The 23,646-nt window shown below is 68.4% G+C and carries 19 protein-coding genes; 5 read left to right on the top strand and 14 right to left on the bottom strand.

Going from position 1 to position 23,646, the window contains the following annotated elements; all coding sequences use genetic code 11:
• Positions 1-53 precede the first annotated feature (53 nt).
• From ASG07_RS09910 to ASG07_RS17485, 9 genes are all read right to left on the bottom strand, one after another.
• Positions 54-506, bottom strand: a complete 453-nt coding sequence (locus ASG07_RS09910; RefSeq protein WP_055845342.1) for a hypothetical protein — start codon at positions 504-506, stop codon at positions 54-56.
• Between the two features lie 110 nt (positions 507-616).
• The gene (phoB, locus tag ASG07_RS09905; RefSeq protein ID WP_055845339.1) at positions 617-1,309 is read right to left on the bottom strand and encodes a phosphate regulon transcriptional regulator PhoB; all 693 of its coding nucleotides are present in this window, start codon (positions 1,307-1,309) and stop codon (positions 617-619) included.
• A gap of 5 nt (positions 1,310-1,314) precedes the next feature.
• Complete coding sequence (gene phoU, locus ASG07_RS09900) at positions 1,315-1,998, bottom strand: phosphate signaling complex protein PhoU (protein WP_055845334.1); 684 nt, start codon at positions 1,996-1,998, stop codon at positions 1,315-1,317.
• 13 nt (positions 1,999-2,011) lie between these two features.
• Positions 2,012-2,779, bottom strand: a complete 768-nt coding sequence (gene pstB / locus ASG07_RS09895; protein WP_055845331.1) for a phosphate ABC transporter ATP-binding protein PstB — start codon at positions 2,777-2,779, stop codon at positions 2,012-2,014.
• Positions 2,779-4,077 (bottom strand): phosphate ABC transporter permease PstA, encoded by a 1,299-nt coding sequence (pstA, locus tag ASG07_RS09890; protein ID WP_055845327.1) that lies wholly within the window; start codon positions 4,075-4,077, stop codon positions 2,779-2,781. Before pstA ends, pstB begins: the two co-directional genes overlap by 1 nt.
• A complete protein-coding gene (gene pstC, locus ASG07_RS09885) occupies positions 4,070-5,443 on the bottom strand; it encodes a phosphate ABC transporter permease subunit PstC (RefSeq protein ID WP_055845324.1) in 1,374 nt (457 codons plus the stop codon). The genes pstA and pstC overlap by 8 nt, the downstream gene beginning before the upstream one ends.
• Entirely contained in the window at positions 5,443-6,453 is a 1,011-nt protein-coding gene (locus ASG07_RS09880; protein ID WP_055846085.1) for a substrate-binding domain-containing protein, read from the bottom strand. The genes pstC and ASG07_RS09880 overlap by 1 nt, the downstream gene beginning before the upstream one ends.
• 53 nt (positions 6,454-6,506) lie before the next feature.
• The gene (locus ASG07_RS09875; RefSeq protein WP_055845321.1) at positions 6,507-7,748 is read right to left on the bottom strand and encodes an ATP-binding protein; all 1,242 of its coding nucleotides are present in this window, start codon (positions 7,746-7,748) and stop codon (positions 6,507-6,509) included.
• A gap of 12 nt (positions 7,749-7,760) precedes the next feature.
• Positions 7,761-7,937 carry a hypothetical protein gene (locus ASG07_RS17485; protein ID WP_168377333.1) on the bottom strand — a complete coding sequence of 59 codons (177 nt, stop codon included), beginning with the start codon at positions 7,935-7,937 and terminating at the stop codon, positions 7,761-7,763.
• A 147-nt stretch (positions 7,938-8,084) separates the two neighbouring features.
• Here ASG07_RS17485 and ASG07_RS09870 point away from each other — a divergent pair, with 147 nt between their 5' ends.
• From ASG07_RS09870 to ASG07_RS09855, 4 genes are all read left to right on the top strand, one after another.
• Positions 8,085-8,297 carry a hypothetical protein gene (locus ASG07_RS09870; RefSeq protein WP_055845318.1) on the top strand — a complete coding sequence of 71 codons (213 nt, stop codon included), beginning with the start codon at positions 8,085-8,087 and terminating at the stop codon, positions 8,295-8,297.
• A 161-nt stretch (positions 8,298-8,458) separates the two neighbouring features.
• Positions 8,459-8,863, top strand: coding sequence for a response regulator (locus ASG07_RS09865; RefSeq protein ID WP_055845313.1), 405 nt, complete (start codon positions 8,459-8,461; stop codon positions 8,861-8,863).
• Positions 8,864-8,944: 81 nt separating this feature from the next.
• A complete protein-coding gene (locus ASG07_RS09860; RefSeq protein WP_055845310.1) occupies positions 8,945-10,882 on the top strand; it encodes an autotransporter assembly complex protein TamA in 1,938 nt (645 codons plus the stop codon).
• A 41-nt stretch (positions 10,883-10,923) separates the two neighbouring features.
• Positions 10,924-14,994, top strand: coding sequence for a translocation/assembly module TamB domain-containing protein (locus tag ASG07_RS09855; RefSeq protein ID WP_201781005.1), 4,071 nt, complete (start codon positions 10,924-10,926; stop codon positions 14,992-14,994).
• 97 nt (positions 14,995-15,091) lie between these two features.
• Here ASG07_RS09855 and ASG07_RS09850 read toward each other — a convergent pair whose 3' ends face one another.
• The 5 genes from ASG07_RS09850 to ASG07_RS09830 all read right to left on the bottom strand — a co-directional run bounded on the left by ASG07_RS09850 (position 15,092) and on the right by ASG07_RS09830 (position 21,925).
• Complete coding sequence (locus ASG07_RS09850) at positions 15,092-15,853, bottom strand: ABC transporter permease (protein ID WP_055845307.1); 762 nt, start codon at positions 15,851-15,853, stop codon at positions 15,092-15,094.
• A 121-nt stretch (positions 15,854-15,974) separates the two neighbouring features.
• Complete coding sequence (locus tag ASG07_RS09845) at positions 15,975-16,910, bottom strand: ABC transporter ATP-binding protein (RefSeq protein WP_055845302.1); 936 nt, start codon at positions 16,908-16,910, stop codon at positions 15,975-15,977.
• Between the two features lie 112 nt (positions 16,911-17,022).
• The gene (locus ASG07_RS09840; protein WP_236694633.1) at positions 17,023-17,688 is read right to left on the bottom strand and encodes a DsbA family protein; all 666 of its coding nucleotides are present in this window, start codon (positions 17,686-17,688) and stop codon (positions 17,023-17,025) included.
• Between the two features lie 17 nt (positions 17,689-17,705).
• Positions 17,706-19,061: a M48 family metalloprotease gene (locus ASG07_RS09835; protein ID WP_055845295.1), complete on the bottom strand. Its 1,356-nt coding sequence runs from the start codon at positions 19,059-19,061 to the stop codon at positions 17,706-17,708.
• 134 nt (positions 19,062-19,195) lie between these two features.
• Positions 19,196-21,925: a ribonuclease E/G gene (locus tag ASG07_RS09830; protein ID WP_055845292.1), complete on the bottom strand. Its 2,730-nt coding sequence runs from the start codon at positions 21,923-21,925 to the stop codon at positions 19,196-19,198.
• 517 nt (positions 21,926-22,442) lie between these two features.
• Between ASG07_RS09830 and ASG07_RS09825 the strand changes: the two genes are divergently transcribed.
• Positions 22,443-23,624: an N-acetylmuramoyl-L-alanine amidase family protein gene (locus ASG07_RS09825; protein WP_082474708.1), complete on the top strand. Its 1,182-nt coding sequence runs from the start codon at positions 22,443-22,445 to the stop codon at positions 23,622-23,624.
• Positions 23,625-23,646 lie beyond the last annotated feature (22 nt).

Below are 23,646 nucleotides of genomic sequence, written 5' to 3'. Positions count from 1 at the left end.
AAAGGGCGCCCCGCTTGTCGCGGGACGCCCCGATCGATCACGCTCCTAGAGCCTTACTTACCGCCGCGCTGACGGCACTTGTCATACTGGCCCTTCTTGCAGACCGGATAGGATTCCAGTGGCGCAGGAGCCGGGTACGCAGTCGCCGGGCTGGCCGACGGCTGGAACACGACCGGTGCACCGGGTGCGCCGGTGGAGGTCGGTGCCGACTGCGGCTGATACCCGCCGACCGGATCGCCGCCAGTGCTCATGCCGGACGGGGCCGAGGTGGTCTGCGCGGGGGCGGTTTCTGCGGGAGCCGCTGCCGGGGCCGGTGCCATCGCATCGGTCGTTGCCGGTGCGGCCGGATCGGCCTGCGCCGGTGCTGCGGCGTCGGGCGTGGTCGGAACCTGCTGCGGCAGCTTGGCGGCGCTACCCACCGGAGTGGCATCGCCAGCAGAGCCCGACGTCTGGGCAAGGACCGGCGAGGCGAGCAGGGCCGTTGCGGCCAAAAGGATGAACTTCATAGGAGTCTCCTGAAATCTGAAGCGTGAATTTTCGAAACACGCAGGCGACCCAACGCCCCAACTGCGAGTTCGGTCCTTCGTTTCGCAACCGATTCCAAAAGCGCTGGCTGTCACCCCTCGGAATCGAGTGAATAGCCCGCCGACCGCACGGTGCGGATGATATCTGGACGGTCGCCGATGTTGATCGCCTTGCGCAGCCGCCGGATGTGCACGTCGACCGTCCGGCTCTCGATATCGCTGTCATGGCCCCATACGGCATCGAGCAGCCGCTCGCGCGAGAACACCCAGCCGGGATGCTCCAGGAAATGCTTGAGCAGACGGAACTCGGTGGGGCCGAGCGGCACCATCTCGCCGCCGCGCTTCACCTTGTGGCCGACCGTATCCATCTCGATATCGGCATAGGTCAGCGCCTCTCCGGCCAGCGCCGGACGCACGCGGCGCAACACCGCGCCGACGCGCGCGACCAGCTCGCGCGGGGAAAACGGCTTCGTCACGTAATCGTCCGCACCCGTCTCCAGACCGCGCACCCGGTCCTCTTCCTCACCGCGCGCGGTGAGCATGATGATCGGCACGTTCTGCGTCTCGGGCGCGCGGCGCAGGCGGCGGCACACCTCGATGCCCGACAGACCCTCGACCATCCAGTCGAGCAGCACGATATCGGGCGCGGCCTCGCGCGCCAGCAGCAGCGCCTCCTCGCCATCCGGCGTATGCACGACCTCGAAATCCTCGCGCCGGAAGTGGAAGGTCAGGAGTTCCGCCAGTGCGGCATCATCCTCGACCAGCAGCATCTTGACCCGTGCCATGTCGTTCAGACCTCTCTGCCGCCGCGTTCGCGTTCGGCCATCTGGGTGCCGGTGGCGGCGAAATAGACCATCTCGGCGACATTCGTCGCATGATCGCCGATGCGTTCCAGATTCTTCGCGACGAACAGCAGGTGCGCGACCTGGCTGATCGTCTTCGGATTCTCGACCATGTGCGTGACCAGCGTCCTGAAGATGCTGTCGTAGAAATCGTCGAGCGCAGTGTCGCTTTCGCAGACCCGCACCGCACCGTCCGCATCCCGCGCGGCGAAGGCATCGAGCGAGTCGCGAACCATCTGCGACGCCATCCGCCCCATCGCCGGCAGGATCGAGATCGGTTCGATCCGGTGATCGCTCTCGATCAGCGGCACGCGCTTGGCGATGTTCTTCGCATAGTCGCCGATGCGTTCGACCACGCCGGCGATCTTCAGCGCCGCTACGACCTCGCGCAGGTCGTTGGCCATCGGCGCGCGCAGCGCGATGATGCGGACGGCCATGCGTTCGACCTCCGCCTCGATCGTATCGATCGCCTTGTCGCCGCCGCGAACCTCCTGCGCCAGATCGAGGTCGCTGCGCTGCAATGCGCGCATCGCTTTCTCGATCGCGTCCTCGGCCAGCCCGCCCATCTGGCTGATGAGACCGCGCAACTGCCCGATGTCGTTGTCGAAGGCCTTGACGGTATGCTCGCTCATGCCGGTTCTCCAGTCATCCGTAGCGACCGGTGATATAGTCTTTTGTGCGTTCCTGTCGGGGATTCGTGAAAATGTCCGACGTCCGCCCGAATTCCACCAGCGTTCCCAGATGGAAGAACGCCGTTCGCTGCGACACGCGCGCCGCCTGCTGCATGTTGTGCGTGACGATCGCGATGGCGTAACGGCCGCGCAATTCGTGGATCAGTTCCTCGATCTTGGCGGTCGCGATCGGATCGAGCGCGCTGCAGGGTTCGTCCATCAGGATCACCTCGGGATCGACGGCGATCGCGCGGGCGATGCACAGGCGCTGCTGCTGACCGCCGGACAGCGCGGTGCCGCTGTCCSCCAGCCGGTCCTTCACCTCCGCCCACAGTCCGGCGCGCGTCAGCGACCGTTCGACGATGCCATCCATGTCCGATTTCGACTGCGCCAGTCCGTGGATGCGCGGGCCGTAGGCGACGTTCTCGTAGATCGACTTCGGGAAAGGATTCGGCTTCTGGAAGACCATGCCGACACGGGCGCGAAGCTGCACCACGTCCATCTCGGGCGCATAGATATCCTGACCGTCCAGCCGGATATCGCCCTCGACCCGCGCCGATGCGACGGTGTCGTTCATGCGGTTGAGCGTCCGCAGGAACGTGGACTTGCCGCACCCCGACGGCCCGATGAAGGCCACGACCTCGTCCTGATCGATATCGATCGACACGTTGTCGATCGCCCGCTTCGCCCCGTAATGCACGGAGACGTGGCTGGCAGTCATCTTGGGAGGCTTGTTGCTCATCACCAGCGGGTCTCGAAGCGGTTGCGGAGATAGATGGCGAGGCCGTTCATCGCGAGCAGGAACACGAGCAACGCGATGATCGCCGCGGAGGTCTTTTCGACGAAGCCGCGATCGACCTGATCGGACCAGAGGAAGATCTGTACCGGCAGCACGGTGGCGGGATCGGTCAGGCCGCGCGGCGGTGCCGCGATGAACGCGCGCATCCCGATCAGCAGCAGCGGCGCGGTCTCGCCCAGCGCCCGCGCCATGCCGATGATCGTGCCGGTCAGGATGCCGGGCAGGGCGAGTGGCAGGACGTGGTGGAACACGACCTGGATCGGCGATGCGCCGATTCCGAGCGCGGCGTCGCGGATCGACGGCGGCACCGCCTTGATCGCGTTGCGCCCGGCGATGACAATGACCGGCATCGTCATCAGCGCCAGCGTCAGCCCGCCGACGATCGGAGCGGAGCGCGGCAGGCCGAACGTCCCAAGGAATACGGCGAGGCCCAGCAGGCCGAAGATGATCGACGGCACGGCGGCGAGATTGTTGATCGACACCTCGATGATGTCGGTCCAGCGATTCCGCGGCGCATATTCCTCTAGGTACAAGGCCGACAACACGCCGATCGGAAAGGCGAGCAGCAGCGTGACGAGCATCGTCAGCAGCGATCCCTTGAACGCCCCCCAGATGCCGACGCGCGTCGGGTCGGTCGAATCGGCGCTGTCGAGGAAACCGGTATTCAGCCCCCTCGACAGCACGCCGCGGTTCGCGAGGCGGGCGACGATCGCCTCCGCCTCCGGCGTGCCCTTGCCCTTGTAGGCGACGTCGATCGGGCTGGCGACGGGCAGGTCGAACGTCGTGCGGCGCATCAGCAGCGAGGGGTCGGCCTTGATCGCCTCCCGCACCGTCACCCACGCACCGCCCGACAACAGGTCGTCGCCGTCGTTGCCGAACGCGCGCGACGCGGCGGTATCGACGATCCCCTCCAGCCCGGCACCCGCCAGCGCCAGATCCGCGCCGCGCCCGTCGAGTTGCGCCGGCGTCACCGCCAGCTTCGCCGCGGCCAGATCGACCGGCACCGTGACCCGCGTCCCCGTAAAGCCGCCCAGACCCTGCCACAGCATCGTCGCCAGCAGGAATGCGAGGAACCCCGCCGACAGCGTCACCGCGGCTAGCCCCATCAGCCGGAACCGGCGCTCGGCGGCATAGCGACGGCGGATGCGGCCCTGCATCGCGCCGGTCGTCCAGTCGGTCGGCACGCGCGCAACCGGTTCTTCGGGGCCGGTCGGCAGCTGGGGCACGAGCGACTTACTCATAAGCTTCCCGATACTTCTTCACGACCGTCAGCGCGACGATGTTGAGCAGCAGCGTGACGATGAACAGAGTCAGGCCGAGCGCGAAGGCGGCGAGCGTCTTGGGGCTGTCGAACTCCGCCTCGCCGGTCAGCAGATCGACGATTTGGCGCGTCACGGTGGTCGTGCTGGCGAACGGATTGGCGGTCAGCGTCGCGACGCCGGATGCGGCCATGACGACGATCATCGTCTCGCCGACCGCGCGGCTGATCGCCAGCAGGACGCCGCCGACCACGCCGGGCAGTGCCGCGGGCAGCATGACCTTGCGGATCGTTTCCGAACTGGTCGCGCCCATCGCCAGACTGCCGTCGCGCATCGAATTGGGCACGGCGGCGAGGCTGTCGTCGGCCATCGACGACACGAACGGGATAATCATCACGCCCATCACCAGCCCGGCGGCCAGTGCGCTTTCGGAGGAGGCCCAGCTGATCCCCATCGCCACCGCCAGATCACGCACGGCAGGTGCGACGGTCAACGCCGCGAAATAGCCGTAGACGACGGTGGGAACGCCCGCGAGCACCTCCAGGATCGGCTTCATCCAGCGGCGGGTGCGCGGCGCGGCGTATTGTGTCAGGTAGATCGCGCTCATCAGCCCGAACGGGATCGCGACGATCATCGCGATCACCGCGCCGATAAAGAACGTACCCCAGAACAACGGCACCGCGCCGAGCGACGCGCCGGGATCGCGTGCGTCGATCACCTGCGGGCTCCAGTGCGTGCCGAACAGGAATTCGTGGATCGGGACGACCTGAAAGAACCGCCCGGCCTCCCAGACCAGCGACAGCACGATGCCGATCGTCGTCAGGATCGCGATCAGCGACGCCGCCAGCAGCGCGCCCATGACGATCCGCTCGACGCGGGTCCGCGCGGCGAAGCCCGGCTTCGATCGCGTCCATGCGAACGCGCCGCCCGCGAACGCCAGCAGCAACGCGGCGGCGGTCGCGATCCAGTCGTACCGGTCCTGCGCGGCGGCATAGGCGGGGGCGAGCAGCCGGGCGAGGCCGTGGAACGCGCCATAAGCCCGGCCCGCCCCCAGTTCCCGCGCCTCCGACAGGATTGCCGCGCGATCGAAGCCGGGCGGCGGCAGTTGCGCGGCGGCGGGCGTCGACAGCACCGCATCAGTCACCAACGCGGGCGACACGGTCGACCAGATCGCGAGGAATATCAGCGGCGGCACGATCGTCCACAATGCGACGTACCAGCCGAAATGACCGGGCAGCGAACTGAAGCGCCGGCCCGCCACCTTGAACCGGGCGGCGCGCGCGCGCGCGGTCAGCCAGCCGATCAGCGACAGCCCGACGAGGACGAACAGCAGCGCGGTGGCGGGCATCAGTGCAACTCCGCCGGATCGAGCGGCGTCCGTTCAGCGATGATGCGCGCCGAACGCGCGCGCACCGCGTCGGGCGCGGCGATCAGGCCGCGGCGCACCAGTGGTCCTTCCGGTCCCCATACGGTCGTATAGAGCTTCAGCAGATCGGCCAGCCCGGGGATCGCGCTCAGATGCGCCTTCTTGACGTAGAGATACAAGGGTCGCGAGCCGGGATAGCGGCCGTCGGCGATCGCCGCATAGCCGGGTGCGACACCGTCGATCGCGACTCCGTTCACGGCATCCCGGTTCTCCTCCAGATAGCTGTAGCCGAACACGCCGAGCGCGTTCGGATTGGACTGCAGCTTCTGGACGATCAGATTGTCGTTTTCGCCCGCATCCACATACGCACCATCCTCACGGACGCGGGTGCAGAGCGCCTTGTGCGCGTCGGGATCGGACTTGGCGAGGGGCTTGGCCGCCGGGTTCGACGCCTCGCACCCCTTGGTCATGATGAGCTCGGCCAGCGCGTCGCGCGTGCCGCTGGTCGCGGGCGGGCCGTACACCTGAATCGGGATCGCGGGCAGCGCCGGATTGACGTCGCGCCATGTCGACGCCGTATTGGGCTTGCCGCCCGGACTGGCGGCGATCGCGCGGTAGATGTCGGTCGGCGTCAATTGCATCCTGGGACCGTTCTTCGCCTCCGCGAAGGCGATACCGTCGATCCCGACCTGGATTTCGAGGATATCGCGCGCGCCGTTCTTCGCGCAATCCTTGTACTCGCTCGCCTTCATCCGGCGCGAGGCGTCCTCGATATCGGGATGCGCCGCGCCGATCCCTGCGCAGAACAGCTTCATGCCCGCGCCGGTGCCGGTCGATTCGATGACGGGCGCCTTCGCATCGGGGTTGGCGGCGACATAGCGTTCGGCGACCATCGTGGTGAAGGGATAGACGGTGGACGATCCAACCGCGCTGATCTGGTCGCGCGCACCGCCGCCGCCGCCATTGGCCTGATCGCGGCAGGCACCCGCCATCAGGGGCAAAATCGCCAGCGCGAGATGTAGCGCGCGCCGCGCTGCCCTGTTCGTCACGCACGGCTCTCTGTGACGCCGTTGTTACGCGGTGATGACACGGCCGCCGGTGCCGCGGGCAACGTCACGGCCATCGTCGTGCCGACGCCGACCCGGCTGCTGATGTCCAGCCGGCCCCGGTGCCGCTCAACCACATGCTTGACGATCGCGAGACCCAGCCCGGTGCCGCCGAGCGAGCGGCTGCGCCCGGCGTCGACGCGGTAGAACCGCTCGGTCAGGCGCGGCAGATGTTCGGGCGCGATGCCGTCGCCCTGATCCACCACCGACAGCCGTGCGCCGCCGCCGGAATCGGCATCCAGCCGCACCTCGACCGGAGTGCCCGGCCGCCCGTATTTCATCGCATTGCCGACCAGATTGTGGAGCATCTGAGACAATTGCGCGCGGTCGCCGACGACGTTCGGTAGCCCCGACACCGCGAAGCATGCGACGTCGGCCGCGCGCGGCGCCCCCGATCGCTTCAGTTCGCCGCAGACCTCGTCCACCAGTTCGCCCAGCGCCACCGGCTGATCGGGCAGGCGATACCGCTCCGCCTCGATCCGCGACAGCGACAACAGATCCTCGACCAGCCGCTGCATCCGCCGCGCCTCGTCCATCATGATCCGCAGGAAGCGGTGGCGGATCGCCGGATCGTCGCCCGCCTCGTCGTCCAGCGTCTCGACATAGCCCAGGATCGAGGCGAGCGGCGTGCGCAATTCGTGGCTGGCATTGGCGACGAAATCGACGCGCATCCGCTCGGTCGCGGCATTTTCGCTGCGATCGGAAAGGTGGACGACGCGCATCCCGTCGTCAGCGGCGGCAAGGCGCATCTGCCAGCGCGCGTCCTGCCCGCCGATCCCGACCAGCTCGACCGCCTGATCCCTGTCGGACGCGAGCGCCGTGGCGGCAGCAGGATGCCGCACCGCGACGCGCGCATCCTCGCCCACGATATGATCGCCCAGCAGGGCGCGGGCGGCACGGTTCGCCCGGACGACGCGCCCCGACTGCACCAGCAGCAGCGGCTCCGCCACCGCATCCAGCATCGCACCGACGGAGGCGCTGGCGATCAGGTCCGGCGGCGGCGCGGGCGGCGCCGGCGCGACCTCCCGATGGCCGCTCACCGCCACCAGCATCGCCGCGACCCCGCCGACGAGAGCCGCCGCTGCGCCGCCGAGCGGGTCCGCGATCAGGTAGACGGCGAGCGCGGTCGCGCCGGCGACGGCGATGGCCCAGAACAGGCGGGGGTTTGATTCGGCGGCCATATCCGCTGCGTCTTAGCCCCGGCCGCGCCACCACACCAACAGCGCGGCAAGAGCCCCCACGCCCAGCCCGACCAGAAATCCGGGTGTCGCCTCGCCGATGGAGAAGCCGATTGCGGCACCGCCAAGGGCTCCCGCCGCTACCAGGAAGCCGCCGGCCGTACCGCCGTCGCGTTCAGGAGGAACTGTCATGATCGCGTCGTCGCACGTCCCGCTGCGGGACGCCAGCGTGCCGGATCGGGACGCGCGGGACGGTCGCCGGGCAGGCGGTTTACCACTGCGACGGGCCGCGTACGGACCACTGGTCAATCCGGCACGGACTTTGTTAGGGGACCGGCGATGCTTACCTTTCCGTATCTGGCGAATTCCGCCCAAGTGGCCGCGGCGGCCGATCTGTTGTCGTCCTTCGGCGAGGAGGCGGGGGCGGAGGCTGCCCTGCGCGCCGCCCGCAGCCGCGACCTCGGCAACCACATCCATTTCTGCCGCTGGCGTCAGATCGAACGGTTGATCGCGGTGATGCGGTCCGAACAGGCGGTCGGCACGATCCATTGATCCTCCGAACGGGCCGACGATGGCCCGAGCGGGCGAGCGATGTCGATGGGGCCGGTGATCTCGATCGAACCGGGCGTTCATTCGAATTCGGGCTGTCATTAGTGTCATAACAATCATTTGACCGCTAGACTTCACACAACGTGGCGTGGGGAGCTAACGCGATGCGCCATCGGCGTGTGCTGATTATCGACGATTCGCTGACGATCTGCGCGATGATCGAAACGCTGTTGAACAAGCAGCGGGATATGGAGGTGGTCGGCTCCGTCGACCGACCAGCCGAAGCGATGGCGGCGATCTCGCGGCTGGAGCCGGACGTGCTGACGCTGGACCTCGCCATGCCCGATCTCGATGGGCTGACGCTGCTCGGCACCCTGATGCGGCGGCGGCCGATGCCGGTCATCATCGTCTCTTCGGCGCTGGTGCAGGACGAGGGGATCATCAAGCAGGCACTGGCACTCGGGGCGGCCAGTTGCTTCGACAAGAACCGCCTGATCGCGAATGCCGATCGCTTCGTGGCGCTCGTGCGGTCGGCGCGTTGCGGCAAGGTGAAGGCCGTCGCCGAGTGATCGCCGGCCCCGCCTGACGTGAAAGACGTCAAAACAAGCACCAGGGTCGCGCGGGCGTTCACTCCCCGCTAGAGGGCGGGCATGCTGCTCCGCATCCTGTGGTCCGGCCGCTGGGCGGTCGCCGCCTGTTCCCTCTATCTTGCCGGGCCCGCGCGTGCGCAGGATGCGGTTCGGTCCTCTGTGCCCGATCCTGATTCGCCGCTCGCACCCCTGCCGGAGATCGGCGTCGCATGGCCCGACCTCGCGATCGAGCCGGTCGCGACCGGCCCCGCCACCGTCGCGACCGATGTCGTGGCGGAGCGTCGCTATGGCTGGCGGGTCGACGGCATCGACGGAGTCGGATCGCCGCTGCTGAAACAGCGGTTCGACGAGTTCTCCACGCTGAATGCGGGGGATGGCGATACCGCCAATGCCGCCCAGCTCGATCGCCGGGCGCGGGAGGATGCCGAGTTGCTCGTCACCCTGCTGCGCGCGGAGGGGTTCTACGATGCCGCCGTCGTCACGCGGGTGCAGCCCGGCGCGAAGCCGATGGTCGTGCTGGAGGCAACGCCGGGCGGCCTCTATCGCTTCGCCGGGGTGACGCTGGACGGCGTCGCGGCGGCGGGCGACAAGGCCGCGCCGCTGACCGACGCGTTCGGCGTCAGGGCGGGCGATCCCGTCAATGCGGATACGATCGTCGCCGGGCAGGCACGGCTGGCCACCGCCGTGGGCGCGGAGGGTTTCCCTTTTGCCAAGGTCGGCGATCCGGCGATCGTGGTCGATCGCGCCGCCCGCACGGCGACGCTCGATCTCACCATCGCGCCCGGCGGCGAGCGGCGCTTCGGCGATATCGTCGCGCTGCCCGGCAACCGCGTATTCGGGCCGGACCATGTCGCGGAGATCGCGCGCTTCGACCGCGGTGACCCGTTCGACCAGCGCCGCCTCGACGATCTCCGCAGAGCCCTGATCCAGACCGGGCTCGTCTCCGCCGTCGCGCTGACCCCGGTCGAAGGCAAGGAGCCCGGCACCGTCGATATCGGCGTGAAGCTGGACCGCGCTCCGCCCCGTACCGTCGCGGGCGAGCTTGGCTATGGCACCGGCGAAGGCGCGCGGGCGGAGCTGAGCTGGACCCATCGCAACCTGTTCCCGCCCGAAGGCGGCCTGACGCTGCGAAGCGTGCTCGGGACGCAGGAACAGCTCGGATCGGTCGTCTATCGCCGCAACAATTTTCAGGCGCGCGACCGTGTCCTGACGTTCCAGGTCGCAGCGGCGCACCAGTCGCGCAACGCCTACGACGCCAAGACCTTTTCGCTGTCGGGGTCGCTGGAGAGGCAGACCAACATCTTCTTCCAGAAGACGTGGACGTGGTCGCTGGGTGCGGAACTGCTCGCCTCCGACGAGCGCGACGTGATTCTCGCGACCGGCGATCCCCGCCGCCGGACGTTCTTCATCGGCGCGCTGCCGACCAGCCTGATCTACGACGGGTCGGACGACCTGCTGAACCCCACCACCGGTTTCCGCATCGGCGGGCGGATCAGTCCCGAAGCGTCGTTGCAGGGTTCGGTGTTCGGCTATGCGCGCACCCAACTCGACGCCAGCGTATACCGCACGGTCATGCCCGGCGTCGTGCTGGCGGGGCGCACCCGGCTCGGCACGATCGCGGGTGCGCCGCGCGACGCGGTCGCGCCGTCGCGGCGGTTCTATGCCGGCGGCGGCGCGTCCGTGCGGGGCTACGGCTTCCAGTCGATCGGCCCCCGCGACCCTAACAACGACCCGATCGGCGGTCGCAGCCTGACCGAGTTCTCGATCGAGGCGCGGGTGAAGGCGTTCGGCAATTTCGGCGTCGTGCCGTTCCTCGATGCCGGCAACATCTACACCGACGCCCTGCCGCGCTTCACCGACTTCCGCTACGGGGCGGGGCTGGGCGTGCGATACTATTCAAACTTCGGGCCGATCCGCATCGACATCGGCACGCCGCTCAACCCACAATCGGGTGACTCGAAGATCGCCGTCTATGTCTCGCTGGGACAGGCGTTTTGACGAGGGCCGTGCGCTGGATCGTCGGCATTATCGCCGGCCTGATGGCGCTGGCGGCGGCGGTGCTGGTGCTGGTCGATACGCCCTGGGGCCATGGCCTCGTCGCGGAACGCATCGGCAAGATCCGCGCCGCGAACGGCCTGCGCTTCTCGGTCGGGCGGATCGACGGATCGCTGTACGGCGAGACGCGGCTGACCGATCTGCGCGTCTACGATCTGAAGGGCCTCGTCTTCCGCGCGCCGCAGGTGGAACTGGACTGGCAGCCGTTGCGCTGGTTGTCGAACGAACTCGCGATCGACCGGCTGGTCGTACCACAGGCGGTGCTGGAGCATGTCCCGCAGACGCGAAAGACGGGGCGGCAATCGCCGATCCTGCCCGATTTCGATATCCTGATCGGGCGGCTCGACGTCGGCCGCCTGATCCTTGCCCGCCCGGTCCTCGGCCGCGAGCGTGCGGCGCGCGTCGTCGGGCAGGCGGACATCCGCTCCGGCCGTGCGCTGGTCAAGATCGACGCGGCGGTCGCCGGCAGCGACCGGCTCGCGCTGTCGATCGACGCGCAGCCGGACCGCGACCGGTTCGATATCGACGTCCGCGCCACGGGGGCGGCTGGCGGCGCGCTCGCGAAGGCCGCCGGCGTCGCCGGACCGATCGAACTGACCGTGACGGGCGACGGTCGCTGGGCGCAGTGGCGCGGCACCGCGGTCGCGACCGCGCGCGGCACCCGCGTCGCCGACCTCGCGCTGGCGGCCACCTCCGGCCGCTACGCATTGTCGGGGTCGCTGACGCCGGCATCGCTGCTGACCGGCAAGGCGCAGCGGCTGACCAGCCCGCGCGTCGCGATCAACGGATCGGCGACTTTCGCCGACCGCCGGCTGGAGGGGGCGCTGAACCTGCGGTCCGCCGCGCTGGCGGTCGAGACGACCGGTACTGTCGACCTGGGAGCGAACGCCTGGCGCAACGTCCGTATCGCCGCGCGGCTGCTGCGTCCGGCCTCGCTGTTCGGGAACATGGGCGGGCAGGGGATCGCGTTGCGCGCGATCCTCGACGGGCCGTTCGCCACCGCGCGCTACGACTGGCGGATCGCCGCCGACCGGCTGTCGTTCGACAATACCGGGTTCGAGACGTTCCGTGCCGCGGGCGCGGGCCGCCTGTCGAAAACGCCCGCACGCGTGCCGGTTCGCGTCGCCGCCGCCCGCGTGACCGGCGTCGGCGACGTCGCGGGCGGCATCCTGCGCAACCTGTCGGTCGATGGCGTGCTGGTCCTCGCGCCGCCGACGCTGACCGGCACCGCACTGAAACTGCGGTCCGACAAGCTGTCCGGGCTGATCGACCTGTCGCTCGACCTGCGCACCGGCCGGTTCGAGGCCGGGCTCAACGGCCGGCTCGGCCGCTATCTGATCCCCGGCATCGGCATCGTCGACGTCACCTCGCGGCTTCAGGTCGTGCCCGGTCCGAACGGCCGCGGTACGCGAATCGTCGGGCGTGGACAGGCGCAGGTGCGCCGGCTCGACAACGCGTTCTTCCGCTCGCTGACCGGTGGCCTGCCGCGCATCGATACCGGGCTGGAGCGGACCGCGGACGGCATCCTCCACTTCCGGGGCGCGCGGCTCGTCTCGCCGCAACTGACGCTGTCCGGCAACGGTTATCGCCGCCGCGACGGCACCTTCCATTTCGAAGGCGCGGGCACGCAGGGGACCTATGGTCCGCTGACGCTGGTGCTGGACGGCCGCATCGAAAAGCCGACGATCGACCTGAAGCTGGCCCGGCCGAACAAGGCACTGGGTCTTCGCGACCTAATCGCCCACCTCGATCCCACGCCGCAGGGCTTCGCGTTCCGCGCCGCCGGCCGCTCCCGCCTCGGCCCGTTCACCACCACCGGCGCGATCCTGCTGCCGCGCGGTCCGGGCGCGACGGTGTCGATCGCCGCGCTGGACGTCGCCGGCACCCGTGCGCGTGGCGATCTCGCGATCGTCACCGGCGGTTTCGACGGACGGCTCGCGGTCGCGGGCGGCGGATTCGACGGCGAACTGCTGTTCCGCCCCGTCGGCACCGTCCAGCGGATCGAGGCGCATCTATCGGCGCGCAACGCCGCGTTCGAGGGTGTGACGCTGCGTCAGGGCAAGCTCGACCTCGTGATGTTGCTCGATCCCGCCGGCCAGACGATCGATGCGACCGCCAGCGGCCAGGGGTTGCGCTACGGCGGCCTCTCGCTCGCGCGGTTCGGCGGGACTGCGAAGCTCGTCGACGGTCTGGGCGAGGTGCGCGCCGCGATCGCCGGGTCCCGCGGCCGCGCCTTCGACCTGCGCACCGTGACGCAGGTCCGCGCCGACGGCTACACCGTCGCGGGGCAGGGCACGCTCGATCGCCGGCCCATCCAGCTTATCACGCCTGCCATCGTCACCCGCGACGGCGACGGCTGGCGGCTTGCCCCGACCCGCCTGTCCTTCGCGGGCGGCGAGGCGAAGCTGTCCGGGCGCTCCAGCCCCGGTGGACTGGCGGTGGAGGCAAGCGTGGAGCGGATGCCGCTCGCGATCCTCGACATCGGTTTTGCGGGGCTGGGACTCGGCGGCACCGCGTCGGGGACGCTCGACTATTCCGCCGCCGCGAACGGTCCGCCGACCGGGCGGATCGACATGACGCTGCGCGGTGTCACCCGATCCGGCCTCGTCCTCACCTCCGCGCCGATCGACATCGGCGTCGCGGGCGTGTTGCGCGCCGATCGCGCCGGCCTGCGCGCGGTTTTGGCGTCGGGCGGCAAGACGATCGGCCGGGCGCAGGCGCAACTGTCGCCGCTCGGCCAAGGCAGCCTGATCCGCCGCCTCGCCGACGCGAACCTCTTCGCGCAGCTACGCTATGCCGGTCCCGCCGATGCGCTGTGGCGGCTGACCGGCGTGGAGTTGTTCGACCTGTCCGGCCCCGTATCGATCGGCGCGGACGTGACCGGAAGCCTCGCGCAGCCGCTGATCCGGGGGGCACTGAACGCCAGCGGCGCGCGGATCGAGAGCGCCACCACGGGTACGCTGCTGACCGGCGTGCAGGCCAGCGGCCGCTTCGCCGGCTCCCGTCTTGCGATCGAGCGATTCTCCGCAGATGCGGGCAAGGGCGGTCGGGTGGAGGGCAGCGGCCAGTTCGACTTCGCCGCGCCGACCGGAATCGGGCTCGACATCCGCCTGAACGCGCAGAATGCCGTGATGATCGCGCGCGACGATATCGGCGCGACCGTCACCGGGCCGCTGCGCTTCCTGTCGACCGGCACCGGCGGCACGATCTCCGGCGACGTCGTCCTCAATCGCGCCCGCTACCGCCTCGGTCAGGCGACCGCCGCCACCGCCGCGCCGAAGCTGAACGTGCGGGAAATCAACGTACCCGGCGGCGACGGCGAGGAGGACCGGCCGGCCGCGCCGTGGACGCTCGATCTCGGGGCGAAGGCGTCGGGTGGCGTCATGGTCAGCGGCCTTGGCCTGACCAGCGAATGGGCCGCGAACATCCGCATCGGCGGCCAGCCGACCAACCCGGCGATCACCGGCCGCGCGAACCTGATCCGCGGCGACGTGGAGTTTGCGGGGCGCGATTTCGAACTGGAGCGCGGCGTCATCCGCTTCGGCGGCGAAACCCCTGCCAACCCGGCGCTGGACATTCAGGCGAATGCCGACACTACCGGCCTGAACGCCAGCATCCGCGTCGCCGGCACCGCGCTGAAGCCGGAGATCAGCTTCACCAGCGTGCCTGCCTTGCCCGAGGACGAATTGTTGTCGCGGCTGCTGTTCGGCACCTCGATCACCAACCTGTCCGCACCGGAGGCGCTGCAACTCGCGGCGGCGGTGTCGGCGTTGCAGAATGGCGGCACCGGCCTCAACCCGATCAACGCGCTGCGCCGGGCGGCGGGGCTGGACCGGCTGCGCATCCTGCCCGCCGATCCGCAGACCGGGCAGGGGACGTCGGTCGCCGCGGGCAAGTTCGTCACGCGGCGGCTCTATGCGGAGATCGTCACCGACGGTCAGGGCTATTCCGCTACGCAGGTCGAGTTTCAGGTCACGCGCTGGCTGTCGCTGCTGTCGAGTATCTCGACGCTGGGCCGCCAGAGCGCCAACGTGCGGGTGTCGAAGGATTATTGAACCCGTTCGTGCTGGGCGCCGTCGAAGCACCTATCACGGAGGACGGACTTCGGCGGCCTGACCCTCCACCAGGCTCAGGCCGAACGGGGGCTGAGCTTCAGCTCTTCAGCCGCCACCCGGTCCGGAAGATCCACCCGATCCATGTCAGGCACGCCGCGAAGAAGCCCGCCGTCACCGCCAGACTGATGCCCACGCCGACATCGCTCGTCCCGAAGAACGTCCAGCGGAAGCCGTTGATGAGATAGACGACCGGATTGAACAGCGTGATCGACCGCCACGGCTCCGGCAGGATCGTCACCGAATAAAATGCGCCACCGAGAAAGGTGAGAGGGGTGACGACCAGCAGCGGGATGACCTGCAACTGTTCGAATCCCTTCGCCCAGATGCCGATGGCGAACCCGAACATGCAGAATGTCGCCGCGACCAGCACCAGATAGGCGATCATCGCGAACGGATGCGCGATCGGCAGGTCGACGAACAGATGCGCGGTCGCGAAGATGACGAGGCCGATCACCACCGACTTGGTCGTCGCGGCCCCGACATAGCCCAGCACCGTCTCCAGAGGCGACAGCGGCGCGGACAGCAACTCGTAGATCGTGCCGGTAAATTTCGGCATGTAGATGCCGAGCGACGCGTTCAGGATGCTCTCCGAAAAGATCGCGAGCAGCATCAGCCCGGGGACGATGAACGCCCCGTACGGCACACCCGACACTTCCCGCATCTGCGACCCGATCGCCGATCCGAACACGATGAAGTAGAGCGACGTGGTGATGACGGGCACCATCAGGCTGGTCCAGATCGTCCGCCCGAACCGCGCCATCTCAAAGCGATAGATCGCCCATATGCCGTGCAGGTTCATGCGGTTGCGCCCCCAATCTTGTCGTCATGCCGGGCTGGTCCCGGCATCCACCGTCCGACAGGCCTCTCGTGCGCTTTGTACGCGGTACCGTGGATGCCCGGGCATGACGATCGTTGTACCGTCATGCCTTCTTCTCCTCCACCAGCCCGACGAAGATATCCTCCAGGCTCGACTTCGACGTCTCCAGATCCTTGAACGCGATGCCCAGTTCCTGCATCCGCCGCAGGAACGACGGAATGCCGGTGCGCTCGCCCGTTGCGTCGAACACGTAGCGCAGGGTGTGGCCGTCATTTTCCAGCGTCGGTGCCCACTCGGCAAGCTCCGCCGGCACGTCGGCCATCGGCTCCACCAGCGTCAGGTCCAGCTCGCGCTTGCCGAGTTTCTTCATCAGCGCCGCCTTGTCGTCGACCAGCAACAGCTTGCCCTTGGCGATCACCCCGACACGGTCGGCCATCTCCTCGGCCTCCTCGATATAGTGCGTCGTCAGGATGATCGTGACGCCGCGGTCGCGCAGGCGGTGGACCAGCTTCCACATGTCACGGCGTAGCGCCACGTCGACGCCCGCCGACGGTTCGTCGAGGAACAGCAGGTCGGGTTCGTGCGCCAGCGCCTTGGCGATCAGCACGCGCCGCTTCATCCCGCCCGACAGCGTCATGATCTTGGCGTGGCGCTTGTCCCATAGCGACAGATCGCGCAGCAGCTCCTCGATATAGGCGCTGTGTCCCGACCGCCCGAACAGCCGGCGCGAGAAGGTGACGGTCGCCAGCACGCTCTCGAATGCGTCGGTCGACAATTCCTGCGGCACCAGCCCGATGCGCCGGCGCGCCTGCTTGTAATCGGCCAGCGCATCGTGGCCGTCGACCGTGATGCTGCCGGTCGTCGGCACGACGATCCCGCACACGATCGAAATCAGCGTCGTCTTGCCCGCGCCGTTCGGCCCCAGCAGCGCGAAGATCTCGCCGCGTCGGATATCGAGGTCCACCGCCTCCAGCGCGGTCGGTCCGTTGGCGTAGGTCTTCGATACGCCACGGATCGACAGGATCGGATCGTTCGCCAAGTCTGTCCCCTTATTGGGTTGTTGGCGGTGTCTTAGCGGGGGAGGGGGGTGGCGCAAATGCCAAACTCCTCCCTCCGGACGAGGGGCGGGTGGAGCGTCGGCGAGCTGGCGGCTATCCCGCCCGCGCCTCCGCGATCGCGCGCTTCAGGTCCTCGATCGGGAACGCCCCCGACATCACCCGGTCGCCGACCACCCAGCTCGGCGTACCGGTGATCCCCAGCTTCGCTGCGGTATCGAGGTTGCTGGCGATCTCCGCATCGACCTTCGGCGCGATGGTCGACAGGTTGCCGGTATCCACGCCTGCGGTTCGCGCGGCGGCGGCGATGCTGTCGGTCGACACCGGGCCACCTGCATAGAGCGCGTCGTGAAACGGGGAAAACTTCCCCTGCGCCGCCGCAACCAGGCTGATCCGCGCGGCATCGCGGCTGCTGTCAGCCAGCACCGGCAACTCGCGGAACACGATCCGCAGGTTCGGGTCGTCAGCCAGCAACTGCCGGACCGCGGGCAGGCTCGCGCGGCAATAGCCGCAGTTATAATCGTAATATTCGACCAGCGTCACATCCGCCTTCGGATTGCCGGCCCACGCACCAGCGAATGGCGTGGTGATCGCATCGCGATTGGCGGCGACGGACTTGCCCGCCTCCTTTTCCTGCAAGCGGCGCATCGCCTCGGGGATCACCTCCGGGTGCACCATCAGATACCCGCGAACGTCGCTGTCACCGCGTGGGATCAGATATGTGGCGGCAGCCCCCACCAGCCCGCCGGCGACGGCGGTCACAAACAATATCGGAGCTTTCACCGGCGTTTCTTCTTCTTTTCACCCGCGAACGCGTCGCTGGATGTCATCGCGATGTCCTGCGCGCGAATCCAGTCGGGTGTGTTCGAGGGGATGTTGGCCATTGCATATCTGGCGGAGGCGATGGCGGTGCGCTGGTCGCCCATCATGCTCGCGCGCTCGGCAGTGGCGAGCGCGGCGCGCGGCTCGTCGCCGGTGCGCTCGTAAGCGGTGCCGAGTTGCATCCAGCCCCAGGGATTCTCGTCGTCGCGTTGCACCGCCACACGCAGCACCCTGATCGCCTCGGGCAGGTCCGCCTTGTCGTCGGTCGCGATCAGCGCATGGCCCAGCGTCGTGGAGATCAGAGGATTGCTGCCCGATCCCTGCGCCGCCAGCCTGAGCGGCGCGAGCGCGGCGCGCGGCTTGCCCGCCTCCAGCAGGATCTGGCCCTTGATCTCCTGAAAATACGGGTTGGCCGGTTCGCGCGCGACCAGCGCATTCGCCTCCGCATCCGCTTTCTCGGGATATCCGGATTTGTGATACGCATAGGCGCGGGCGTACTGCGCGTAGAGCGTCTGGTCCGTCTCCGGATATTCAGCCAGCGTGCGCGGCGCGTCCATGACGTACCCGGCCAGCTTCGCGCGCACGCGCCGGAATCGTTCCTGCAACGCCGCGTCCGGTGCCTTGTCATAGGCCCCCGACTTCTGCACGTCCCCGGTCAGCGTCTGGATGCGCGTGCCCGACAGCGGATGGCTCTGCATGAACGGATCGATGTTCGACAGGCCGTAGCGATATTCATCCTGCTGCATCGTCTTGAAGAAGCTCAGCATCCCCTTGCCGGTAATGCCCGCGGTGTCGAGATAGCGGACGGCGGAGGCGTCCGCGGTCGCTTCCTGCACGCGGCTGAAGGCGAGGTAATTGCCCATCGCCGCCTGCTGGCCCATGCCCATGATGCCCGCGCCCGCCTCGCCCGATCCGGCCGCGATCGCCGCCAGCCCAAGCACCATCGACAGGATCGATATCTTCATCGCCGGCTTCATCGCGGCCTCGCCCGACAGCACATGGCCGTCCGCGATATGGCCCAGTTCGTGAGCGATCACGCCCTGCACCTGATTGGCGCTGTTCGCCGCCTGGATCAGGCCCGAATGGATGTAGACGATCTGTCCGCCCGCGACGAAGGCGTTGATCGAGTTGTCGTTGACCAGCACGATCTTCACATCGCGCGGCCGCAGACCCGCCGCGGCGATCAGCGGCGCGGACATGTCCGCGAACAGGCTTTCCGTCTCCGCATCGCGCAGGATCGACTGCGCCGCCGCCGGTTGCGTCCAGAGCAACGCCGCCATCGCAAGGCTGGTCAAGGCGGCGAAACGCGTCATCGGGATGGGGTATCCGCTAAATGGCCGGCGGGATCAACGGACTGCCGCGATGGGCCGGGCCGGCTGAACGGCGGGTGAAGGGCCGGCCAAACCGAAACCGCCCCGCACTCTTGCGAGTACGGGGCGGTCCGGCATCACGCGCCGAAGGTCCGCTGCCACCAGCCGCGTCGCGGCGGACCGGCGGGGGCGTCGTCGGTTTCCCCGGCGAGCGGTTCGGCCGGCACCTGATCCGGCTCGGCATCCGCGTCCGATACCGGCGCAGCGGCAGGCGCGTCCGACACCGGCGCAGCGGCGGCGGCAGGCGCTTCCTCGGCGGGAGCGTCCGCGTCGACCTTTTTCCGGCGTGTCCGCTTCGGCTTGGCCGGAGCCTCCTCTGCCACCGGTTCGGGAGCCGGCTCGGGCGCGGGTTCGGCGGCAGCTTCCACGTCCGCCTTCTTCTTGCGCGTCCGCTTCGGCTTCGGCGCAGGCTCGTCGTCGGCCGCCGGAGCAGCCTCGACCGGAGCCGCTTCCGCCACCGGAGCCGCCACCTCGACCGGAGCCGCAGCGCGCGCCCGCGGGCGACGACGCGTCTTCGGCGCGGCCTCCTCGGGGGCGACCGGAGCCGCCTCGACCTCGACCGGCTCGGCCGGGGCCAATGCCAGCGCGCTGGTCACCGGACCGGAGTCGCCCGCGTCCGCCGCTTCCTCGACATCGCCGTTCGTCTCGGCCGCACCCTCGGCACCGCCCTCCTGACGACGGCCGCCACGACGACCGCGCCGTCCGCGACGACGGCGTCCGCCTTCGCCCGCCGGCTGCTCGCCCGCGAACTCGGCCTGCTCGTCACCCGCGTCCGCTGCTTCGACGGTCTCGACCGCATCGTCGCTCTCGACCTGTTCGACACCGTCGTCCGAAGCCTCGATCGAATCGCCGCCCTCGGCACCTTCGCCGTCCTTCGCCCGGCCACGACGGCCGCGACGGCGACGACGGCGCTTGCCGCGCTCGCCTTCGCTTTCGTCTTCGCCTCGTGGCTCGCGCGGCTGACGCGGCGCGCGGGCCTCGACGACCTCTTCCTCCTCGTCCTCCTCGATCTCGACCTCGTCGAAGATCTCTTCCTCTTCTTCCTCGATGATGAGTTCGTCGATCTTCGGCGCATGCGCGGGTGGCGGGCCGGAAGCCTCGACCGACATGCGCGCGCCTTCTTCCTCGCGGTCGGGGATGATCTCGACCTGCACGCCGTAGCGATCCTCGATCTCGGCGATGTCCCCGCGCTTGCGGTTCAGTACGTAGATCGTCGCCTCCTGCGACGCGCGCAGCGTCAGCAGCGAGCCGCGACCGCGTGCAGCCTCGTCCTCGATCAGGCGCAGCGCCGACAGGCCCGCCGACGACGCCGTGCGGACCAGACCCGTACCCTCGCAATGCGGGCATTGACGCGTGGACGCTTCCAGCACGCCGGTGCGCAGCCGCTGGCGGCTCATTTCCATCAGGCCGAAGCTGGAGATGCGACCGACCTGGATGCGGGCGCGATCGTTCTTCAGCGCCTCCTTCATCGCCTTCTCGACCTTCCGGACGTTGGACCCGTTGTCCATGTCGATGAAGTCGATGACGACGAGGCCGGCCATGTCGCGCAGGCGCAACTGGCGCGCGATCTCCTGCGCCGCTTCCAGATTGGTCGCGGTCGCGGTCTGCTCGATGTTGTGCTCGCGGGTAGAACGCCCGGAGTTGATGTCGATCGACACCAACGCCTCGGTCGGGTTGATGACGAGGTAGCCGCCCGATTTCAGCTGGACGACCGGGTTGTACATCGCCGCCAGCTGGTCTTCGACGTGTGCGCGCTGGAACAGCGGCACGGCGTCGGCGTATTGCTTCACCTTCTTTGCGTGGCTCGGCATCAGCAGCCGCATGAAGTCCTTGGCGTGGCGATAGCCTTCCTCGCCCTCGACCACGACCTCGTCGACGCCGGCGTTGTAGATGTCGCGGATCGCGCGCTTGATGAGATCGCTGTCGCCATAGACCAGCGCGGGGGCCGACGACGTCAGCGTCTTGTCCCGGATTTCGTCCCACAGACGCGCCAGATAATCGAAGTCGCGCTTGATCTCGGTGCGTGTGCGCTGGAGGCCCGCGGTGCGGACGATGCAGCCCATCGACGACGGCAGCGCCAGATCGGCCATGATCGTCTTCAGCCGCTTGCGATCGGCGGCGTTCGAGATCTTCCGCGAGATGCCGCCACCATGCGACGTGTTCGGCATCAGCACGCAATAGCGGCCGGCGAGCGAAAGGTACGTCGTCAGCGCCGCACCCTTGTTGCCGCGCTCTTCCTTCACGACCTGCACCAGCAGCACCTGACGGCGGCGGATCACGTCCTGGATCTTGTAGCGGCGGCGCAGGTTCATGCGACGCTGGCGCAGCGCCTCCACCTGATCGTCGTTCTGCCCGCGCGGCTTCTTCGATGTGCCGTCGGTCTCGCCGCCGGCCTCGCCGTCGCCCTCTTCGTGGTCGTCATGATCGTCGTCGTCATGATCGTGATCGTGATCGTCATCATGGCCGTGACCATCATCATGATGATCGTCGTCATCGTCCTGCTCGGCGCGCAACGCGGCTTCCTCGGCCGCATGCTCCGCCTCTTCGCGCAGCAGCGCGTCGCGATCCTCCTTGGGGATCTGGTAGTAATCCGGGTGGATTTCCGAAAAGGCGAGGAAACCGTGACGGTTGCCGCCGTAATCGATGAACGCCGCCTGCAGCGACGGCTCGACGCGGGTTACCTTGGCGAGATAGATATTGCCCTTGAGCTGCTTGCGCTCGGCGGACTCGAAATCGAATTCCTCGATCCGGTTACCCTGGACGACCGCCACGCGGGTTTCTTCCCGGTGGCGTGCGTCGATCAGCATACGCGTGGTCATTGATGGCTCTCCACGCGCGTCCGCCACCCGGAGGGGGGAACGCGCGACGATTGGTCGCGACGCGGCAGGGTGCCGGCGTCGCCGTTGTTGCAAGGAATGCGTCTGCTCGCGAACGCCGCCGGGGCGGTGGGCCGTTCGGCTCCCGCGCCACGCCAATCCCGCCGGCGAAGGCCGGGCGGTCTGGCGTGCGGGGGAAATGCGTCATGCGAGCGTCAACCTGGAATATGTCCGCCAACCGGGCGGACGCGCGGAACCGGCACCGGTCTGGACCGACACACGGATGCAATCCATAGCTAGCATTGCCAACCGTTCGTCGCAACCGGCGCTTTTCCGCGAGGCTCGGCATAGATCGGTAAAGGCTAAGATTGCGTTAACCATAGGGCGGTACAGCGGATTTATGGTAGGCGTGACGAAATACGGTCCCGGCGGGCGCACCAGTGCCGCCGGACCGCGACCAGGGGCGGGCAGGATGTTCGGGGGCGACGGCAGGAGCAATGGGCGGCGCATGCGATGCGCGGCCCTGGCGCTCGCGCTGACGTACGCGACGATCGCACCGCAGGCGTTCGCCGCGACAGTCACCTCCGTATCGATCGATCGCGCGCGCATCGTCATCAGGTTCGACGCGCCCGCAACGGATGCCGCCGCGACGTTGCTGGACGAGCCGCGCCAGATCGCGGTCGATGTCGGTAACGCCCCACGCGGCCTGTCGATCGCGCCTGCCGGCCCAGTCGGCGCGGTCCACCGCGAGGATGGCGGCCGGCGACTGGTCTTCGATCTGGTGCGGCCGGTGATCGTGTCGGACGGCGGCTTCGACGTTAGCGGCCGCGAACTGACGCTGAGGTTGCGGCCCGTCGATGACGGCCGCTTCATCGCCGCCAGTATCGCTGGACCGCTCGACTTCTTCTCATTCGGCTCCAAACCGCAATACAAGGTCACGGTGCCTGTCCCGCCCGCGCGGAAGGCGCCATCGCTGCCGAAGGTGGCGGGGGACGACACCCGCCCGCTCGTCGTGATCGATGCGGGGCATGGCGGCGTCGATCCCGGCGCGATCAACCCCGTCACGAAACTGCGGGAGAAGGACGTGACGCTGAAGATCGCGCGCGCCATCCGCAAGGAGCTGCTCGACGGTGGCCGGGTGCGCGTCGCGCTGACCCGCGACAACGACAGATATCTCGTCCTGCGCGAACGCTATGGTATCGCCCGCCGCCTGAGGGCCAGCCTGTTCATATCGATCCATTGCGACAGCGTCGGCAGCGGGACCGCGACCGGCGCATCGGCCTATACCCTGTCCGAAGTCGCCTCCGACAAGGAAGCCGCGCGCCTCGCCGCGCGGGAGAACAAGGCCGACGTGATCGCGGGCGTGAACCTCGGCGATGCCGGCGCGGACGTGTCGTCGATCCTGATCGACCTGACGCAGCGCGAGACGATGAACAACTCGGCGACCTTCGCCCGCCTGCTCGGCCGCGAGGCGAAGCCGTTGATCCCGACCAAGACGAACTTTCACCGCATGGCCTCGCTGATGGTTCTGAAGGCTCCCGACCTGCCGTCGATCCTGTTCGAAACAGGCTATATCTCCAACCCCAAGGATGCCGCCTTCCTTGATTCCGACGAGGGGCGGGAGGCGATCGCCGAAAGCGTCCGCCGCGCCGTCGAGGTGCATTTCGCACGCAGGATGGTCGGACGATAGCGGCCGCGCCGTCCTGAAAGGC

Origin of the sequence: Sphingomonas sp. Leaf343 (assembly GCF_001423765.1) — a bacterium.
In the GTDB taxonomy this organism is placed as follows: domain Bacteria; phylum Pseudomonadota; class Alphaproteobacteria; order Sphingomonadales; family Sphingomonadaceae; genus Sphingomonas.
Note: the sequence above shows the minus strand (reverse complement) of the source record. Positions and strands in the feature narration are given on the sequence as shown.

Bases quoted from the DNA above. Each gene is read 5' to 3' on its own strand.
- ASG07_RS17485 (WP_168377333.1), bottom strand. From the start codon at position 7,937: ATGACAGTTCCTCCTGAACGCGACGGCGGTACGGCCGGCGGCTTCCTG.
- ASG07_RS09875 (WP_055845321.1), bottom strand. From the start codon at position 7,748: ATGGCCGCCGAATCAAACCCCCGCCTGTTCTGGGCCATCGCCGTCGCC.
- phoB (WP_055845339.1), bottom strand. From the start codon at position 1,309: ATGGCACGGGTCAAGATGCTGCTGGTCGAGGATGATGCCGCACTGGCG.
- ASG07_RS09880 (WP_055846085.1), bottom strand. From the start codon at position 6,453: ATGGCGGGTGCCTGCCGCGATCAGGCCAATGGCGGCGGCGGCGGTGCG.
- pstC (WP_055845324.1), bottom strand. From the start codon at position 5,443: ATGCCCGCCACCGCGCTGCTGTTCGTCCTCGTCGGGCTGTCGCTGATC.
- ASG07_RS09865 (WP_055845313.1), top strand. From the start codon at position 8,459: ATGCGCCATCGGCGTGTGCTGATTATCGACGATTCGCTGACGATCTGC.
- ASG07_RS09870 (WP_055845318.1), top strand. From the start codon at position 8,085: ATGCTTACCTTTCCGTATCTGGCGAATTCCGCCCAAGTGGCCGCGGCG.
- ASG07_RS09830 (WP_055845292.1), bottom strand. From the start codon at position 21,925: ATGCTGATCGACGCACGCCACCGGGAAGAAACCCGCGTGGCGGTCGTC.
- ASG07_RS09825 (WP_082474708.1), top strand. From the start codon at position 22,443: ATGCGATGCGCGGCCCTGGCGCTCGCGCTGACGTACGCGACGATCGCA.
- pstA (WP_055845327.1), bottom strand. From the start codon at position 4,077: ATGAGTAAGTCGCTCGTGCCCCAGCTGCCGACCGGCCCCGAAGAACCG.
- ASG07_RS09910 (WP_055845342.1), bottom strand. From the start codon at position 506: ATGAAGTTCATCCTTTTGGCCGCAACGGCCCTGCTCGCCTCGCCGGTC.
- ASG07_RS09850 (WP_055845307.1), bottom strand. From the start codon at position 15,853: ATGAACCTGCACGGCATATGGGCGATCTATCGCTTTGAGATGGCGCGG.
- ASG07_RS09855 (WP_201781005.1), top strand. From the start codon at position 10,924: ATGGCGCTGGCGGCGGCGGTGCTGGTGCTGGTCGATACGCCCTGGGGC.
- ASG07_RS09835 (WP_055845295.1), bottom strand. From the start codon at position 19,061: ATGACGCGTTTCGCCGCCTTGACCAGCCTTGCGATGGCGGCGTTGCTC.
- phoU (WP_055845334.1), bottom strand. From the start codon at position 1,998: ATGAGCGAGCATACCGTCAAGGCCTTCGACAACGACATCGGGCAGTTG.
- ASG07_RS09860 (WP_055845310.1), top strand. From the start codon at position 8,945: ATGCTGCTCCGCATCCTGTGGTCCGGCCGCTGGGCGGTCGCCGCCTGT.